Below are 15247 nucleotides of genomic sequence, written 5' to 3' on the forward strand. Positions count from 1 at the left end.
CGTTGTTGCAAATTCGTCGCACTGCTTGGACCAGATGTCGTTTGGCGACGGGCCGACTTGGCGATCGGCTGATGCCTGCCTATAACAACCCTTCCGCGATTCCCTTCCGGGAGGACCGTATGGCAGGATTTGACATCGTTATGCGAGGCCGCGAGGCCTAGGTCGGCGCCGGCGCTCCGAGGGTTTCTCGGAGAGCCGGACGCGGAACAGGCATTTGCCGCTGCCGGTCGCCGCCACAGGGCAGGCGACCTACCATACTGAACCTCCCGCTTTCAGGGTCGCCGCAAGGCGCGGACGCGGGTTTTCCAATTCGATTTTTCCGGGACCGGGCTCGTTTGCGCCCGTATGACATCATGGCTCGTTTCAAGATCGACCTGCGCGCAAGCGCCTTTCGCAGCGTGCTTGGCTTTACGTTCAGCCACTGGCGCCACCAGCCTTGGCGGCTTTCGCTCATCATGGGCGCCTTCCTGCTCTCGACGCTCGCCGACGTGCTGACACCCTTCTATTCCGGCCGCCTGGTCGATGCCGTCGCCAGCGGCGCCGGAACCGAGGCAGTCGCCTGGAATTCGGCGATGACGGCGCTCTCGACCCTGATGGCGCTGGCGCTGGCCGGCGTCGTGCTGCGCAATGTCGCGTTCCTGTGTATCGTCGAGTTGACGCTGAAGATGATGTCGGACATCGCCGCCGATGCCTTCCATCGGGTGCAGCGCTTCTCGACGGATTGGCACGCCAACAGCTTTGCCGGATCGACGGTGCGCAAGATAACGCGCGGCATGTGGGCGCTGGACCTGCTCAACGACACGATCCTGATCGCGCTGCTGCCGTCGGTCGTCATGCTCGTCGGTTCGACACTGCTGCTTGGCTGGTTCTGGCCGTTGATGGGGGCCGTGGTGGCCGCCGGTTCGGTGCTGTTCATCACCGTCACGGCGACGCTGTCGCTCGGCTATGTCGCGCCTGCCGCACGGCTCGCCAACAGCTGGGACACGCGGCTGGGCGGCTCGCTGGCGGACGCGGTGAGCTGCAACGCCGTCGTCAAGGGATTCGGCGCGGAGGCTCGCGAGGAAGCGCGGCTGGCGCGCGTCGTCGCCAAATGGCGCCTGCGCACCGGCCGCACCTGGATGCGCGGCACCGCCAACGGCACCACGCAAGGAGCGCTGCTGCTGCTGATGCGGGCGGCGGTGATCGGTCTTGCCCTCATGTTGTGGGCCTGGGGCCAGGCGAGCGCCGGCGACGTCGCCTTCGTGCTGACCTCGTTCTTCGTGCTGCAGGGCTATCTGCGCGACATCGGCACGCATATCCGCAACCTGCAGCGCTCGATCAACGACATGGAGGAACTGGTCGACTTCCAGTCCGAGCCGCTCGGCATCGAGGACCGGCCCGGCGCCCGGCCGATCCGGATCAGCGACGGGCACATCGCCTTCGACAAGGTGACGTTCCACTACGGCACCCACCTTCTGCCGCTTTACCGCGATTTCTCGGTCGACATCGCGGCCGGCGAGCGCATCGGACTGGTCGGGCATTCGGGCTCGGGCAAGACGACCTTCGTCAAGCTGATCCAGCGGCTCTATGATGTGAATGCCGGGCGGATCCTGATCGACGGGCAGGACATCTCGCAGGTCGAGCAGGCTTCATTGCGCAGCCAGATCGCCATCGTCCAGCAGGAGCCGATCCTGTTCCACCGGTCGCTTGCCGAGAACATCGCCTATGCCAGGCCCGGCGCCAGCCAGGCCGAGATCGAGCATGCGGCCAAACTCGCGAGCGCGCATGATTTCATCACTAGCCTGCCCAAGGGTTATGGAACCCTGGTCGGTGAGCGTGGCGTGAAACTGTCGGGCGGCGAGCGTCAACGTGTGGCGATCGCCCGCGCCTTCCTGGCCGACGCGCGCATCCTGATCCTGGACGAGGCGACATCGAGCCTCGATTCGGAATCGGAAGTGCTGATCCAGAAGGCGATGGAGCGGTTGATGGTCGGGCGCACGACCCTGGTGATCGCGCACCGGCTCTCGACAGTGCGCGCGCTCGACCGGCTGCTGGTCTTCGATCGCGGGCGTATCGCCGAGGAAGGTTCGCACGACGACCTGATCCGGCTGAGCGGCGGCATCTATCGGCGGCTGTTCGAGCGTCAGGCGCTCGAGCTGACCAAGGGCCTCGTCGCCTGAGGAAAGGGATGGCGCCCGGCCTCCGCCGGGCGCCATCAGCCGCAACACGGTTGCAACCGCCCTCCCGTCATGCGGTTAGAGCGGCTCAATATGTTTTTCAAATTACTTTATATATATTGAAGTTTTAGAAGGTTCTATTTTAGTTTTTAGCTATTAACTCGCTTTGAAACGGTGATTTTTAATGTATTTACAGAAAAGAAAATCAGATATGGCAGAAGAAGTCCTCTTGGAGATTTTTTGCAGGAAGCCGACCGGATGGAGATTTCCTTTGGGAAGCACGGCCGCCTTTAGCGCTTTCGTATAGGCAATCAAATGAATCTTGTCTCCGCAAAAGCGGGTCCGGGACAGGTGGTTGCGCCACTGGAATCCCAGCATGGTTCGGTTCGGCCCTTAGCCGCCGAGGATCTCGAGCAGGTCGCCGCGCTGTTCCTGATGAAGTTTCGTCATCGTCGCGGTCAGCGCGATCGCGCGATTGCGCAGACGGCGGACTATATGAGGGGGCTTTACCTGGACGGGGATGAGAGCAAGGCTCTTGTCCAGATCAATCCGCAGGGCCGCTTGGGTGGCTTCATGGGCGTTCTGAAAGCCCGCTATGAGCTCAATGGAAGGGCACTGAGCGCGGCCATCATCGGTCCCTTCATGACCGACTCCCGCACCGATCACGGTTGGGCCGGGCCGCAATTGCTGCGTGCCCTGCATCAGAGCGAATTCGACATGTACCTGACCGATTCCGCCAACCGGACATCCTTGGCGTTCGCGCGCCCGATGAAGTATCAGCTGCTGCCGGTGCATTGCCTGGAGTGGACCTGTATTTTCCGGCCGGGCGCCATGGCCGCAGCCGTGCTGCGCCGTAAATGGCCCGGGCTGCCTCGCCTGGCGCTCGATCCTTGCGCGAGAGCGTTCGACGCTCTTGCAAGAAGAAGGTTCGAGCCATCGGCCCAGCATTCGTCATCCCAACGGATCCACCGGAAGCCGATCGATGCTGCCCAATTTGCGGAGCAACTGCCTGCCCTCATGACCGATTACTCCCTTCGACCGAGTTGGACGGACGGGGAGTTGCCGCGGCTGCTCGCGCTGGCGGCCGAGAAACGAGCCGACGGGCCACTTCATTTCGGCGGGACCTACGACGAAACGGGCAGGATGCTGGGCTGCTACGCCTTCTACGGCCAGGCCGGCGGCATCGCGAACCTGTTGCAAATCCAGGCGTCCGGATCCCATTGGGGCGTGACGCTGGACGGCCTCATCGCGGCTGCGCGGGAGATGGGTTGCGTCGGCATCACCGGGCAGACGCAGAGCCGGTTCATGCCGCAACTCTTCGGCCACAAGGACGTCTTCTTCCGCTATGCCGGCGGCACGATGGTCCGCTCGCGCATCGCCGAGGTCACCGAAGCGGTCCGCTCCGGCGACATTTTCATCGGCGGGTTGATGGGCGATCGCTGGACCCGGCTCAGTTCCGACGATTTTGGCCGTGCCTGAGCGGGTCAGGCGAACTTGCGCGGCGCGGCGCAGAAGCCGGCAATGATCTGGCAAAGGTCGGGTTCGTTGACCATCTGGACGGCTTCGTTCGGGCCAACCCATTTGCGCGTTCGCGCGCGCTTCTCTTTCCAGCGATCCGCGACGCGGTCGACATGCAGCGGAAAGACCAGTACCTCGCAAGGCACTTCCTCGCCGGAAGCAAGGACCTTGGCGTAGAAATAGCGGCCGGCTTCAACGTGCGATATGGAGCCGCGCAGTCCGGCTTCCTCGCCTGCTTCGCGAGCGGCGGCTTCGCAAAGCGGTTCCCTGGCTTCGGGCCAACCCTTGGGCAGCACCCAACGACCGGTGTCGCGGCTGGTGATCAGCATGATCTCGACGCCGTTCTCGCTCTCGCGCCAAGGCAAGGCGGCAACCTGAAGGCGACAAGGCGCAACGCCGAAGAGCCGCCGGACTCTTTCGGCCATCTGGTTGTGCGTCGTCGGCCTCGTCAACATGGTAAGAAGCTGCCCCAGCCTCCAGAATCGTTTTGCCACCTTACGAATCTTACGGCGAATTGTGGGCTTTAAAAGTAAAAAACTTCACTCTGCCGGAAAACTCCACCAGAAAAAGTCAATCCTGCAAAGTAGTCGTGCTCGTTGGCACGACTACACGACCCAGGTTTAAGGCAGATTCTCTGGAGAATAAGATGGCCGTTCAGCCGGCGTGATCGTCCGCGATCGGCTTCTGGTAAGTGAAGCCCATGTCCCACGGGAAGTAGATCCAGGTGTCCTGACTGACTTCAGTGACGAACGTGTCGACCAGCGGACGGCCCTTCGGCTTGGCATAGACCGTCGCGAAATGCGCCTTCGGCATCATCGCGCGCACTATGCCGGCCGTCTTGCCGGTATCGGTCAGGTCGTCGATGATCAGCACGCCGGCCCCGTCATCGGCGAGCAGCGGAGGCGAAATCTCCTTCAGGACCTGCAATTGACCCTGGCTGGTGTAGTCATGATAGGAGGCGACGCACACCGTCTCGATGACGCGGATGCCGAGCTCGCGCGCGATGATGGCGGCGGGCACCAGGCCGCCGCGCGTGATGCAGACGATCGCCTTCCATTGTCCCTTGTTGGCACCGGACAGCCGCCAGGAAAGCGCGCGGGCGTCGCGGTGGAACTGGTCCCAGGAGACGGGAAAGGCTTTTTCGGGAAGGGACATGTTCGCGCACTCCGCAAGCGCGCGCATCAGCGCGCAGAAACAATCGAATGCAGGCGGAATTAGCTGGAAAGCCTTGCTCTTGGCAAGGGACAGCGGATGGACGCCCCCGGATGATTCCCGAAATTGCTCCGGCGTCACCGAGACAGGAAAGCGGCTACATTCGTGCTGCGCAGTACCGTGCGGGTAACGCCGCCGAACAGGAGCTGGCGCAGCCAGGAGTGGCTGTAGGCGCCGAGCACGAGCAGGTCGGTGCCGGATTCGGCCATCCTCGACTGGATGATGTCGTCGATTGCCGAGCCATCCGACTTCTGCACCGAGACGCTGACATTGGCGCCGTGGCGCGACAGGGCGGCAGCGATCTCGGCTCCGGCCGCCTCGGGGGATTCGTCCAGGCTCTCGGGCGGATCGATGACGAGAATGTCGGTCTTGTCGGCCTCGGCAATGAAGGGCAGGGCGTCGAAGGCCGCGCGGGCCGCTTCCTTGCTGCCGTTCCAGGCCAGCAACACACGCCTGAAGGTTGTCACCAGCGGGCCGTCATGCGGCACGACCAGCACCGGCCGGCCGGCATCATAGACCAGCGTGTCGACATCGGCGCTCGGATCGCCGCCCGTGTCACGCTGAGCGGCGATGATCAGATCGGCGGCGCGCACGCTCGATATGCCGGTCAGCGCGCTGTCGCCGGAAAAGCTCTCCAGGCTTCGCCATTCGAAGGACAGGCCGGATTCCTCGATCCGCTTCAGGAAATAGGCATGTAACTTGTCGGCGCGCTCCTTGTTCATCTCGGCCGAGACCTGCAGGAATTCGGTATCGGGAAAGCCCGTGGCCGATGTGTAGGGCACGGGAAGCGCCTCGGCATGGATGCCGACGAGATGGCTCTCGAATCTTTCGGCAAGCGGAAGGGCGCAATCGAGAACGCGCTCGGCGTCCTGTTCGTTCTGCAAAATGGCCACGATCGTCTTGAAGCGCATGTGTGGTCCCTCGATTGTTTGCCCCGCGCATCCGCGCGGCAAGGGAACGCCTCAGCGCATTGACTGGTTCCAGCCGCGGATCAGCCTGCCTTGGCCAAGCCCGCCACCATCGCCTCGACGTCCTTGCGCGCGGCCTCGAGCGCTTCCTCGCTGCGGGCGCGGACAACGAGCTCGGTCCAGAACTTGCCGTCGCCATATTTGGGATAGGAGCCGATGATGGTGCCTGGATGCGCCTTCTGGATCTCGGCCAGCGGCCCGCCGATCAGGCCCTCGCCGAAGGGGCAGTGCACCGTGGCCGACAGCATTTTGGTGCCGGCCTTCAGCGTCGGCACCACATTGTCGAGCATGGCCTGGAAGATCGACGGCACGCCGGCCATGACATGGACATTGCCGACGCGGAAGCCCGGCGCGACCGAGACGGGATTGTCGATATGGTCGGCGCCGCGCGGCATGCGAGCCATGCGCTTGCGCGCGTCGGTGAACTCGATGCCGCGCGCGGCATAGCTTGCTTCGAGCAGCGCATAGGCCTTGGCGTCGTATTCGCAAGGCACGCCGAAGGCCTTGGCGATGGAGTCGGCGGTGATGTCGTCATGCGTCGGGCCGATGCCGCCGGTGGTAAAGACGTAGGTATAGCGGGCACGCACGGCATTCACCGCCGCAACGATCTCGTCCTCCTCGTCGGGGACGATGCGCACTTCCTTCAGGTCGATGCCGATCGCCGTCATGATATCGGCGAGGTGGCCGATGTTCTTGTCCTTGGTGCGGCCGGAGAGGATTTCGTCGCCGATGACGAGCATGGCGGCGGTGACGATTTCAGGCATGGCGGGCTCCGGCAGCAAAGGTCGCCTGAGATAACGCGGCCCGCGGCCGGCCGCAATGCGAAAGCCGGATCCGTGCTTGTAGCGGTGGCCGTTGCGGATATGGTGCGGTCGGTCGGCTTGGGGTGAAAACATGCTGATGTCGTTTGTCCTGTGGTTGCTCGCCGGCTTGCTTGTCGCGGCGGCGCTTGCCGTGCTCGCCGTGACGGTTGCGACCTGGCGGATCGCGGCAAAGGCCGAAAGACTGGTGCCGGCTTGCGGCAAATTCGTCGAGATCGACGGCAACCGCATCCACTATGTGGAAGAGGGCGACGGCAGGCCGATCGTCTTTGTGCACGGGCTGGGCGCTCAACTCCACCACTTCCGCCAGACGCTGTTCGGCCGCTTCGGTCCTGGCTACCGGCTGATCGCCCTCGACCGGCCGGGCTCGGGCTATTCAGTTCGGGCAAGCGGGGCCACCGGCCGGCTGCCCGAGCAGGCTGACATCGTGCGGCGCTTCATCGACGAATTGCGCCTGGAACGGCCTTTGGTCGTCGGCCATTCGCTCGGCGGGGCCATCGCGCTTGCGCTGGCGATCGGGCATCCGACAGCGATTTCCGGCGTTGCGCTGCTCTCGCCGCTGACGCATCAGGAAGCGAGGGGGCGTCAGGGATTTGACCTGCTCTATGTTCCGTCACGGCTGCTGCGCCGCGTCCTGGCCCACACGGTGGCGATACCGCTCAGCCTCCGTTACGCGCAGCCGACGCTGCGGTTCATTTTCGCGCCGCAAGCGGTTCCGGCCGACTACATGATCGGCGGCGGCGGATGGCTTGGGCTGCGTCCGTCCCACTATTTCGCCACGTCCACCGATGTCGTGGCCGTGGAACGGGATCTTGGCGAAATCGAACGGTCTTACCGCGAAATAGCGATGCCGGCAGGCATTCTGTTCGGCACCGGCGACCGAGTGATCGCCGAGGCCGTGCACGGCGAACCGATGCTGGACAAGATCGAGGGCCTCGACTTTGAGCGGATCGAAGGCCTGGGCCACATGCCGCAATTTTCGGATCCTGAACGGGTCGTCGCCTTCGTCCAGCGTATCGCCGCGCGCGCTTTCGCGCATTGACCGCAATTGACCTTGGCGGGGGCTCGCGGCTCTTCACGCGGCGTCACGCAAATGTGTCGGACATTCTGTCCCACCCGGAATTTCCAGCGGAACCTTCGCACCCAACCCAGGGTTTCGATGGTGTCGCCAGGGCCTTGGTGCCCGATTTTCTGGCGATCAAGAGAATGGAGAATCCAATGATTACAAGACTCATTGCAGCTTCGGCGCTGGTGCTGGCCATGGGTGGCGCAGCCATGGCGCAGTCGTCCGATGACTGGTGGTGGTGGCACCGCGACCATCGTCCCGACACGAGCCAGCAGGTAGATCCCTATACCACAGGCAGCATCAATGGCGGCTCCGGGCTGACCACCTATGGCCATACCGGTGGCATGGGGCCGTGCGCCCACAACACACCCGGTCCGGATGCCAACTCGCAACAGAACGTCAACGATCATTACTGCGGTAAGTAGCGCCGCATAGCCACCGTCGGCCGGTGTGAGGCCTTCCGGCTTCGCCGGTCGCGGGGCGGTTGCAACTCGCTTAGTCGGAGACTTCGGTTTGCGGGCGGTCGCGGCCGTCGGCGAGTTCGTCGTGCCACGTGCCTTCGGCGTCCTCATATTGGATGCCGTCGGTGGTGCCGGCAACCTGCTGCTCGGACGAGGCGATCTCGGCGGCGCGCAGCGCTTCCTGGTGCGTGCGGAAAGTCTCGGAAAATGTCGAGCCGACCTTGTAGGCCCAGCCGCCATCATGCTCGACGATCTTGTAAGTCAGCTTCGCCATGGAATCCTCCGGTTAAGAAGCATGCTCAGTGCAGCTTTCCGTCGGGCAGCCTGTCTTCGGGAACCAGAACTTCCGATTCCCTGGCCGCCTCGACAAGGGCGCGACGCGCGTCCGCTGTCGAACGATAACCTTCCAGCGCTTTGAGGCAAGTGTCGAGAGCATAACGATGGCGATCGCCGCGATTGAGCGGCCAAACGGTCATCAGGCACTCGGCAGCCTCGCGGGTGCTGCTTATCTGGCGGTATTTGCCGACATGACCGAGCTCGACCACCACCGGCTTTTCAAAGGGTTTGTTGTCCATCATGGCCGCCAACGTAAAGCGGCCAAATTGGTTGCAGTTGTGGCGATGATCCTGCGCCCAAACGTCTCAGGACTGTGCCGATTTCCGGTTTCGTTTTGACGCAATTGCGGGCCACGGCGAAGCCGCCGAGCCTGACCGTGTCACACTTTTCTTGGAATTGCCCTAGCCGGCGGCCTTCATCCAATGCCGCATCGTCGTCACCGAACGTGCCAGCTGCGGCGCCGGATGGATTTCCTCGCCGAAGGCGGCGGCCGCGCGCCAGCCCCAGCGTGGGTCGGCGAGGAATGCGCGCGCCAAAGCCACCATGTCGGCACGGCCGTCGGCGACGATAGCCTCGGCCTGGCTCGGATCGTCGATCAGCCCCACGGCGCGCGTCGGAATGCCGGCGCCGTTGCGCACGGCTTCGGCCAGATGCACCTGGTAGCCGGGGCCGGGCGGCACCTGCTGCAGGGGCGAATTGCCGCCGCTGGAGCAGCAGATATAGGCGATGCCCTCGGCCTTCAGCGCCTTGGCCACCTCGATTGCGTCCTCGACGTCGAAACCGCCTTCGACCCATTCCTTCACCGAAAGGCGCGCGCCCAGCATCATGGACGGGGCGGCCTTTCTCACCGCCCTGGCGATTTCGAGAGCGAAGCGCATGCGGTTTTCCAGCGACCCGCCCCAACGGTCGGTACGCTGGTTGGAGAGAGGCGAGAGGAACTGGAAGATCAGATAGCCATGCGCGGCGTGCAGTTCGGCAAAGTCGAAGCCGGCGCGTTCGGCGCGCACGGCCGCCTGCGCAAAACGTGCAATGAGCTCCAGGATTTCGTCCTCCTCCAACGCATGCGGCACGTTCCAGCCGGTGTCGTAAGCGATGGCCGAGGCCGAAACCGTCTGCCAAGGATCTTCGCCCGGCTGCAGCGGACCGCCGCCTTCCCAGGGTTTGCGGTTGGAGGCCTTGCGGCCGGCATGGGCAAGCTGGACACCGAACTTCGTGCCGGGCGCGGCGACGCGCCTGGCGGCGTCGAGCGTGCGCTTGGCGGCTGCCTCGTTGTCGTCCGAATAGAGGCCGAGGCAGCCATGCGAGATGCGCCCGCGCCGCTCGACATCGGTCATCTCGACGGTCACCATGCCGGCGCCCGACATTGCCAGGTTCATCCAGTGATGGAGATGCCAGTCGCTGGCCGAGCCGTCCTCGGCCGAATACTGGCACATGGGGGCAACCGCGATGCGGTTGGGGAAGATGAGGCCGCCGAGGGTGATCGGCTGGAAAAGCGACGACGTCATGTGAAACGGGCTCCTGGAGAGATACCGCTATCTAGGCAGTCGCGGCGCGGCGCGCCAGACACGAGCCGGTGAGACTCCTCGCTGGACCAATCGGTTTCGAGGCCAGTCGGAGTCCAGGCCAGTCGGTTTCCTGGATTGCCTGCGACACCTTTCATCGCTACGCCTTTGCGACCAATACGGAGGTCGTCATGGAAGATCGCATTCGCATCCGTTCGCAGGAGGTCCTTTCGGACGACTGGGCGGTGCTGAAGAAGACGGTGCTCGACTATCGCCGCCGCGATGGGCGATGGGAGACGCAGACCCGCCAGACCTACGACCGCGGCGACGGCGCGGTGATCCTGCCCTTCGATCCGCAGCGCTCGACCGTCCTCTTGGTGCGTCAATTCCGCTTCCCGGCTTACGCCGTAGGCCACCACGAGCCGCTGATCGAGGCTTGCGCCGGCTTGCTCGACGAGAACGATCCCGAAACCGCCATTCGCAAGGAAGCGGAAGAGGAACTGGGTTATCACCTGAAGGATGTCGAGCGGCTGTTTTCGCCGTTCATGAGCCCGGGCAGCGTGACGGAACGGCTCTGGTTCTTCACCGCGCGCTATTCGCCGGCCGACCGCATTTCCGACGGCGGCGGCGCGCCGGAGGAGGGCGAGGACATCGAGGTTCTGGAAATGCCCTTGGACGAGGCGCTGGCCGGCATCGCCGACGGCCGCATCGTCGACGCCAAGACGATCATCCTGATCCAGCATCTGAAGCTCAATCCGATGAGGGGTTGAGTGACCGGCATCACTGCCGGCCGCGACGATCGGAACCTGCAGTTCACAAACTACGCGGTGACGCCGGAGACGTCTTGCCCGTGGAGCGGCCCGACAGTCGCCTTGGGGTTTGCGCTGGGTTGAACCGCCGAGCCTAACCGACTCGGTAGGAGAGAGTCAGCTAAAGCCGGGACTAAATTAGCGTCTCAGCATTGATATAGATTTCTATGCCTTTTCCACTGGTTTCGTTAGCGCCGGCCACGCGGCCCTTGCAGACCGCGCTGGCGAGCAGCGCAAGGCCGATCGCGGCGCATGTAGAGCGGGACGAGGTTCATTTCCGTAGGTCGGGTGAGCGCTGCTTAATGAACCCCCTTCGCTCCAAATCACTTTGATCTTCGATGGAGGATCGATAAGCCTCCCTTCTAATTTCCACGGCATGCTTTGGATTCAACTGCTCTGCAATTTGCATCTGATGCAAGAGCGAATAGTCGGTAAAGGTTGTCGGAAGCCTCGTCAAAAACATGAATAGAAAAGAGAAAATACCGCAGATGGCGACATAAATTACGATAAGCTTGCTGTAAACACCGATCCACGACTGTTGCCATATGCTGAAGATCAAGGCTGCGTTAAATCCGATAATTATGATCGCCACGCCAAAGGCAACGACAATCATAAAGTAGGCGAGAAAATTCCCGAGGCGCCTATGGAAATCGGTAAATAAGAGATGAGGCATATTCAGTGGAAAATATTTCCTAATTGTAGCCTCGGTTAAGAGAGCGGCCCGCATAACGTTGGACATCCCAACTGGGAACACCTTTTCAATTAAGTGGCTAATTGCACCTTCAAGTATGGACACGTTGCCTTGTAGCGACGATATGTACAAGGCCATCGTGGCGTTTGTTGCAAGGAGGAATTCAGGCACTCCGGGGGAATCCTTGATTGATATTCCGAGCACGCTCACATCTGCGCCAACCTTGAAATACGTAGCCAGGAGGAAAACCGATAGGGAAAGGTTGACGACAGAAACCCTGCTGCTGTTGGCCTTTATCTGGTCTCTTCTAGCAACCAAAAGGTCCAGCAGGCCGCGATCCATCTTCGGTTGATCGTCATCGTCGATCAAACCGAGATCAAGACTGACGATCTGTTGCGGACTTAACCACCGCCTCGGATAACGCAGTCGATTGCGCTTACGCTCGCGCAGATAGAATGCAGCCCGAACGAATGGGAAAGCGAACCAGAATTTTATTCGGTCTGTGGCGTTGTCGAGGAGGGGCAGCGTGCTTCGTAGCCAATGGTTCAATCTTGGTGTCTCTAATCGGCGCTCAAATATGACTTACAAAACCGCTTTCCCGGTGTCTTTGTCCATCCCCGGCGGTGTGGTGCTACTTGATTTCCCACAGTCCTGTGTCTTCAAAATGTCCTCCATAACTCGAACCCGATCTTCATCCGTCGGGAGCCGCTTAATAATGGCGTTGACGGCGTTCAATCCCCCGAAGTGGTAAGCCTGCACGTAGACATCGTCCGACATTGGCTTGTCCAGATAGCAGAGGCGCTTTCCAGTAACGCCTCCGAAGGCCGAATGCTGTTCGACTGCCAAGAGGCGCCGGGCTCATCAGACTTGCGCGCTGCGCAGTGTTCCACATGACATCGCTGAAGTTGGTAATGACGGAATCTACGCCAATGGGAACTTTGGTGCCGACGCCCTCAGCGCGTACTTCCACGCTCTCGATCCCGTAGCCGATTTTCAAGTAACCCAGCTCGCTGCAATTCCTCGTCGTTCGCTAATGCCAAAGTCGGCACAAGACACGCGGCAAAGCCCAACGCTGTTCCGGACAACATCCCGATCCCTCCGGATCAACTGGCGAGAACGTATCATCCTTTAGCCGGGGCTGAAAAGCGGGCTTGCACAAGAATAGTTACCAGGAAAGGGGAGCATTCTTAGGTGGCCGAGCTTCTTTCATTGAGCAGCACGGTGAAAACCTGCCAGCGCCCATCCAATTGCGGCGCCTAGCGCTAGAAGTAGCAGCGGGGGCAACATGCCACGATATAGGAAGCCTCTTCGATATTCTGAGACGATGCGATCTCGCTCTACTTCAAGAAAGGAAGCGGCCTTTTGCATCCTCCTAGCGCGCGCGGATTCGTCAAAGTAGACCCATTCGTAGTAGCTGGCGTTCGGATACTTATCGCTCATCGGAATCCGCTGCATAAGCGTAGATTTGCGGGCGATTCTATCAAGGGATTTGCCCTGTTCCGATCCAGGCATCACGCCTTCCAGTTGTTCATCGTGCCCGACCACTTCTACGTAAACCTCCGGAAAGTTTGGCCGGCCGGTGACATTTTCGAAGACTGCCGCACTGACCCAGATCACGGCCACGAGCAGCCATAGCCTGAAAAACCCTCGTCCCCACCGCATCATCGCCTCCCCTCTTTGCGACACGAGATAGTTACAGGAAAGAGTTGGCCCTGCAATTGGCACCGGATACGGGTGCGTGTGTGTCGCTAGGAGTAAGTCATTCGAGATTCCGTATTCTCTCTACCAATTGGAACTTCAGACCCTCCTCCGGGCTGTATGTGACATCATCTACCGCATAGACCGCGATGTAGCCCTTACGTTCGAAGCCAATCAGGTTGCCAGCAGCATCAAATAGCGGCTTGTCATCGGTCAGGATCACGCGCTGTCCGTTTCGAACTGCTTGGACCAATTCCAAAATCTGCAAAGAGTTGGCATATCCATGCCGCTGAAAGCGGTCGTGGTGGAGGAGGCCCTTGACCCAATACTTGTGGACGCACGGGAGATCTTCGCCGTCGACGGTGGCGAACCACGATCCTCGATGGCCCTTAGCTTTGGCAGTTTGCATGCAAATATCTCCTATTCCACCATTCCGGTTACCCTTGCGGCTACCCACGGCAGGCTTTGTCAAGGTAGCCTGCCGCTGCGGTATGAGGCGAATAAGCTAGCAATTCAAAGTGGTGCGGACGACGGGAATCGAACCCGTATGATCAGAGATCGAGGGATTTTAAGTCCCTTGCGTCTACCAATTCCGCCACGTCCGCAGGCGTGCCCTTTTCAGATGCCTGATATGAGCCGTCAAGCCATGTTTCGGATCGGCTGGACTTTGTGCCGCCGTCCTGCCCGTTCTCAGGCGCAGATTTAATATTAGTGATATTTAAATGCCAGTTTCTCCGAACTGATCCCATTAGCGTTTGTGTGCGAGTCTATGGCCGGCTTTGATGGTGGAACCATGCGTGGGCCAGGCTGGATCAGGGGACTGCGGGAGGAGGAGGCGCGGCAGCTGCGCCGCGAGATCGGTCGGCTCGAACGAGGGCTGATCGAGGCCGCCAATTCGAAGGCTAAATGGAACCTGCACGAGGTCGCTCACACGTTGCGCTGGCAAAAGGCCCGGCTGCGGCGGCTGGAGGAGTGCCTCGAGGCCATGCCTGAAGGCAAGAGGGCTTCGGACCGGTCCTGACTGTTCAGCCAAGCATGTCCGCTAGGCGGGGCAGGGCGGTGGGAAAGTGGCGCGATCACGCTATTACGGCCTGCCCTGGGAGCGCTAATGTTTGCGCCGCGGCGGATCGATCCGCCGAGGCCGGCGTCCATCAGGCCCCTACCCATTCCCCCGCCCCCTGCGGGCGCCGGCCACCTGAATTTTCAAGGCATGCCAGAGGGGTGTTGCGCGTCGTCGCGGTGCCGCAAACCCTAGAATTTATAGCTGAAATTCACGCCCAGCGTCTGCAGCTTCACGTCCTGGTCGCGGTCGGCGAAGGTGTCCGGCGCATCGAAATGCTCCTTGCCGAAATCGTAGTAGCGGTATTGCGCGCCGACGACGACATTGTTGGTCAAGGCATAGTCGACGCCGGCGCCGAGCGTCCAGCCGGTGTTGGTGCGGGTTTGGGCAAAGGCCGTGCCTGCCGCCTGTGAGGTCTCAATGCCGGCGAAAGCGACGCCGCCGATGCCGTAGATCAGCACGCGATCCATGGCGTAGCCGGCCTTGGCATCGATCGATCCGAACCATTTGATGTCGGTGCCGAATGTGTTTGCCGGGCCGGCCTCGGCGGTGCCGTCGATCGAGGCGTAGTTCAGATAGGCCTCGGCGCCGATCACAGCCTGGTCGAATTGCCAGAGCCCCGCGACATGGCCGCCGACGAAACCGCCGTCGATGTCGGGCTTGACCGAAAACGGACCGCCACCGTCGCCGCTGATGTCGGAGCGGCCCCAGCCATAGCCGGCCTGCAGGCCGGCGTAATAGCCGGTCCAGTCGAAGCCGGCCGCGGTCATCGGCAGATCGGCACCCAGATCCGCCGCCCGGGCGGATCCGGACAGCAGGACAAGAAAGCCGGCACTGGCAAGCGTCAGTCGACGCATCGATCGCTCCGAAATGGCGGTTTCGAACGACTCCTCGAAACAGACTAGCCCCATTCGCCGCGAAACGGAATTGCATCTCTGCAACAGTGGTT

At 61.7% G+C, this 15247-nt stretch carries 18 protein-coding genes and 1 tRNA gene; 7 read left to right on the plus strand and 12 right to left on the minus strand.

All coding sequences use genetic code 11. The features are described from left to right. Positions 1 to 353 precede the first annotated feature (353 nt). Together FJW05_RS02325 and FJW05_RS02330 are read left to right on the plus strand one after the other, a co-directional pair. Positions 354 to 2159 carry an ABC transporter ATP-binding protein gene (locus FJW05_RS02325; RefSeq protein WP_140627459.1) on the plus strand — a complete coding sequence of 602 codons (1806 nt, stop codon included), beginning with the start codon at positions 354 to 356 and terminating at the stop codon, positions 2157 to 2159. A gap of 312 nt (positions 2160 to 2471) precedes the next feature. Then, positions 2472 to 3635: a hypothetical protein gene (locus tag FJW05_RS02330; protein WP_140627461.1), complete on the plus strand. Its 1164-nt coding sequence runs from the start codon at positions 2472 to 2474 to the stop codon at positions 3633 to 3635. 5 nt (positions 3636 to 3640) lie between these two features. On the opposite strand, the gene FJW05_RS02335 is transcribed toward FJW05_RS02330, so the two are convergent. The 4 genes from FJW05_RS02335 to FJW05_RS02350 form a co-directional block, all read right to left on the minus strand. Then, entirely contained in the window at positions 3641 to 4129 is a 489-nt protein-coding gene (locus FJW05_RS02335) for an NUDIX hydrolase (protein WP_140627463.1), read from the minus strand. Between the two features lie 199 nt (positions 4130 to 4328). After that, positions 4329 to 4829: a xanthine phosphoribosyltransferase gene (gpt, locus tag FJW05_RS02340; protein WP_095765134.1), complete on the minus strand. Its 501-nt coding sequence runs from the start codon at positions 4827 to 4829 to the stop codon at positions 4329 to 4331. Between the two features lie 134 nt (positions 4830 to 4963). After that, positions 4964 to 5797, minus strand: coding sequence for a universal stress protein (locus FJW05_RS02345; RefSeq protein ID WP_140546235.1), 834 nt, complete (start codon positions 5795 to 5797; stop codon positions 4964 to 4966). Positions 5798 to 5877: 80 nt separating this feature from the next. Beyond that, positions 5878 to 6618, minus strand: coding sequence for a competence/damage-inducible protein A (locus FJW05_RS02350; protein WP_140627465.1), 741 nt, complete (start codon positions 6616 to 6618; stop codon positions 5878 to 5880). A 130-nt stretch (positions 6619 to 6748) separates the two neighbouring features. Between FJW05_RS02350 and FJW05_RS02355 the strand changes: the two genes are divergently transcribed. Together FJW05_RS02355 and FJW05_RS02360 are read left to right on the plus strand one after the other, a co-directional pair. Continuing rightward, positions 6749 to 7717 (plus strand): alpha/beta fold hydrolase, encoded by a 969-nt coding sequence (locus FJW05_RS02355; protein WP_140627468.1) that lies wholly within the window; start codon positions 6749 to 6751, stop codon positions 7715 to 7717. Between the two features lie 176 nt (positions 7718 to 7893). Next, on the plus strand, positions 7894 to 8166 hold the full coding sequence (locus tag FJW05_RS02360) for a hypothetical protein (protein WP_140546237.1): 273 nt from the start codon (positions 7894 to 7896) through the stop codon (positions 8164 to 8166). 70 nt (positions 8167 to 8236) lie between these two features. Here the strand turns inward: FJW05_RS02360 and FJW05_RS02365 are convergent, their stop codons facing one another. The 3 genes from FJW05_RS02365 to FJW05_RS02375 form a co-directional block, all read right to left on the minus strand. Then, on the minus strand, positions 8237 to 8476 hold the full coding sequence (locus FJW05_RS02365; RefSeq protein ID WP_095765137.1) for a DUF2188 domain-containing protein: 240 nt from the start codon (positions 8474 to 8476) through the stop codon (positions 8237 to 8239). Between the two features lie 25 nt (positions 8477 to 8501). After that, a complete protein-coding gene (locus FJW05_RS02370; protein ID WP_095765138.1) occupies positions 8502 to 8780 on the minus strand; it encodes a DUF982 domain-containing protein in 279 nt (92 codons plus the stop codon). 159 nt (positions 8781 to 8939) lie between these two features. Next, the gene (locus tag FJW05_RS02375) at positions 8940 to 10043 is read right to left on the minus strand and encodes an NADH:flavin oxidoreductase/NADH oxidase (RefSeq protein WP_140627470.1); all 1104 of its coding nucleotides are present in this window, start codon (positions 10041 to 10043) and stop codon (positions 8940 to 8942) included. A 188-nt stretch (positions 10044 to 10231) separates the two neighbouring features. On the opposite strand from FJW05_RS02375, the gene FJW05_RS02380 reads away from it, so the two are divergent. Continuing rightward, positions 10232 to 10810 (plus strand): NUDIX domain-containing protein, encoded by a 579-nt coding sequence (locus FJW05_RS02380; protein WP_140627472.1) that lies wholly within the window; start codon positions 10232 to 10234, stop codon positions 10808 to 10810. Next, positions 10811 to 10933: a hypothetical protein gene (locus tag FJW05_RS27875; protein WP_281405762.1), complete on the plus strand. Its 123-nt coding sequence runs from the start codon at positions 10811 to 10813 to the stop codon at positions 10931 to 10933. A gap of 187 nt (positions 10934 to 11120) precedes the next feature. Here the strand turns inward: FJW05_RS27875 and FJW05_RS02385 are convergent, their stop codons facing one another. The 4 genes from FJW05_RS02385 to FJW05_RS02400 form a co-directional block, all read right to left on the minus strand. Next, positions 11121 to 12089 (minus strand): hypothetical protein, encoded by a 969-nt coding sequence (locus tag FJW05_RS02385; RefSeq protein WP_140627474.1) that lies wholly within the window; start codon positions 12087 to 12089, stop codon positions 11121 to 11123. Between the two features lie 657 nt (positions 12090 to 12746). Beyond that, positions 12747 to 13163, minus strand: coding sequence for a hypothetical protein (locus FJW05_RS02390; RefSeq protein WP_140627475.1), 417 nt, complete (start codon positions 13161 to 13163; stop codon positions 12747 to 12749). Positions 13164 to 13299: 136 nt separating this feature from the next. Further along, positions 13300 to 13647 (minus strand): hypothetical protein, encoded by a 348-nt coding sequence (locus FJW05_RS02395; protein ID WP_140627477.1) that lies wholly within the window; start codon positions 13645 to 13647, stop codon positions 13300 to 13302. Between the two features lie 110 nt (positions 13648 to 13757). Beyond that, a tRNA-Leu gene (locus tag FJW05_RS02400) sits at positions 13758 to 13843 on the minus strand. A 164-nt stretch (positions 13844 to 14007) separates the two neighbouring features. Between FJW05_RS02400 and FJW05_RS02405 the strand changes: the two genes are divergently transcribed. Continuing rightward, positions 14008 to 14259 carry a hypothetical protein gene (locus tag FJW05_RS02405; RefSeq protein ID WP_246673181.1) on the plus strand — a complete coding sequence of 84 codons (252 nt, stop codon included), beginning with the start codon at positions 14008 to 14010 and terminating at the stop codon, positions 14257 to 14259. Positions 14260 to 14489: 230 nt separating this feature from the next. On the opposite strand, the gene FJW05_RS02410 is transcribed toward FJW05_RS02405, so the two are convergent. Further along, positions 14490 to 15155, minus strand: a complete 666-nt coding sequence (locus tag FJW05_RS02410) for an outer membrane protein (RefSeq protein ID WP_140627479.1) — start codon at positions 15153 to 15155, stop codon at positions 14490 to 14492. Positions 15156 to 15247 lie beyond the last annotated feature (92 nt).

The sequence above is a fragment of the Mesorhizobium sp. B2-9-1 genome, assembly GCF_006439455.1.
GTDB lineage: Bacteria > Pseudomonadota > Alphaproteobacteria > Rhizobiales > Rhizobiaceae > Mesorhizobium.

Excerpts from the sequence above, each read along its gene's own strand:
- FJW05_RS02325 (WP_140627459.1), top strand. The coding sequence starts at position 354 with ATGGCTCGTTTCAAGATCGACCTGCGCGCAAGCGCCTTTCGCAGCGTG.
- FJW05_RS02330 (WP_140627461.1), top strand. The coding sequence starts at position 2,472 with ATGAATCTTGTCTCCGCAAAAGCGGGTCCGGGACAGGTGGTTGCGCCA.
- FJW05_RS02335 (WP_140627463.1), bottom strand. The coding sequence starts at position 4,129 with ATGTTGACGAGGCCGACGACGCACAACCAGATGGCCGAAAGAGTCCGG.
- gpt (WP_095765134.1), bottom strand. The coding sequence starts at position 4,829 with ATGTCCCTTCCCGAAAAAGCCTTTCCCGTCTCCTGGGACCAGTTCCAC.
- FJW05_RS02345 (WP_140546235.1), bottom strand. The coding sequence starts at position 5,797 with ATGCGCTTCAAGACGATCGTGGCCATTTTGCAGAACGAACAGGACGCC.
- FJW05_RS02350 (WP_140627465.1), bottom strand. The coding sequence starts at position 6,618 with ATGCCTGAAATCGTCACCGCCGCCATGCTCGTCATCGGCGACGAAATC.
- FJW05_RS02355 (WP_140627468.1), top strand. The coding sequence starts at position 6,749 with ATGCTGATGTCGTTTGTCCTGTGGTTGCTCGCCGGCTTGCTTGTCGCG.
- FJW05_RS02360 (WP_140546237.1), top strand. The coding sequence starts at position 7,894 with ATGATTACAAGACTCATTGCAGCTTCGGCGCTGGTGCTGGCCATGGGT.
- FJW05_RS02365 (WP_095765137.1), bottom strand. The coding sequence starts at position 8,476 with ATGGCGAAGCTGACTTACAAGATCGTCGAGCATGATGGCGGCTGGGCC.
- FJW05_RS02370 (WP_095765138.1), bottom strand. The coding sequence starts at position 8,780 with ATGATGGACAACAAACCCTTTGAAAAGCCGGTGGTGGTCGAGCTCGGT.
- FJW05_RS02375 (WP_140627470.1), bottom strand. The coding sequence starts at position 10,043 with ATGACGTCGTCGCTTTTCCAGCCGATCACCCTCGGCGGCCTCATCTTC.
- FJW05_RS02380 (WP_140627472.1), top strand. The coding sequence starts at position 10,232 with ATGGAAGATCGCATTCGCATCCGTTCGCAGGAGGTCCTTTCGGACGAC.
- FJW05_RS02395 (WP_140627477.1), bottom strand. The coding sequence starts at position 13,647 with ATGCAAACTGCCAAAGCTAAGGGCCATCGAGGATCGTGGTTCGCCACC.
- FJW05_RS02405 (WP_246673181.1), top strand. The coding sequence starts at position 14,008 with ATGGCCGGCTTTGATGGTGGAACCATGCGTGGGCCAGGCTGGATCAGG.
- FJW05_RS02410 (WP_140627479.1), bottom strand. The coding sequence starts at position 15,155 with ATGCGTCGACTGACGCTTGCCAGTGCCGGCTTTCTTGTCCTGCTGTCC.